Raw genomic sequence first — 568 nt, forward strand, 5'->3', positions numbered from 1 at the left:
CTTGCCCCAGCCCTTGTGGCAGCATTCCAGCGCCTGCCGCATCAGGTTCACGTTGCCGATGCACTCGAAGGTGTAGTCGGCGCCGCCTTTGGTCAGGTCCACCAGGTAGGGCACGATGTCGCCCTGCACTTCCTTGGGGTTGACGAAGTGGGTCATGCCGAACTTGCGCGCCAGTTCTTCCCGCGCCGGGTTGATGTCGACGCCGATGATCATGTTGGCGCCGACCATCTTCGCTCCCTGGATCACGTTCAGGCCAATGCCGCCCAGGCCGAACACCACCACCGTCGAGCCCGGCTCCACCTTGGCGGTATAGATCACCGCGCCGATGCCAGTGGTCACGCCGCAGCCGATGTAGCACACCTTCTCGAACGGCGCATCCTCGCGGATCTTGGCCAGCGCGATTTCCGGCACCACCGTGTAATTGGCGAAGGTGGAGGTGCCCATGTAATGGAACACTTCCTTGCCGCCGAGCTTGAAGCGGCTGGTGCCGTCCGGCATCACGCCGCGGCCCTGGGTGCTGCGGATGGCCTGGCACAGATTGGTCTTCTGCGACAGGCAGTATTCGCAC

Annotated in this window: 1 protein-coding gene; it reads right to left on the reverse strand. The window is 63.6% G+C overall.

Annotation, left to right across the window (positions count from 1 at the left end):
• Window positions 1–568, reverse strand: a 568-nt coding sequence (locus JK635_RS29185; protein WP_235888282.1) for a zinc-binding dehydrogenase, incomplete at both ends; no start/stop codon positions are given.

Origin of the sequence: Neobacillus paridis, from assembly GCF_016765675.1 — a bacterium.
Classification (GTDB): Bacteria; Bacillota; Bacilli; order Bacillales; family Cytobacillaceae; genus Neobacillus; species Neobacillus paridis.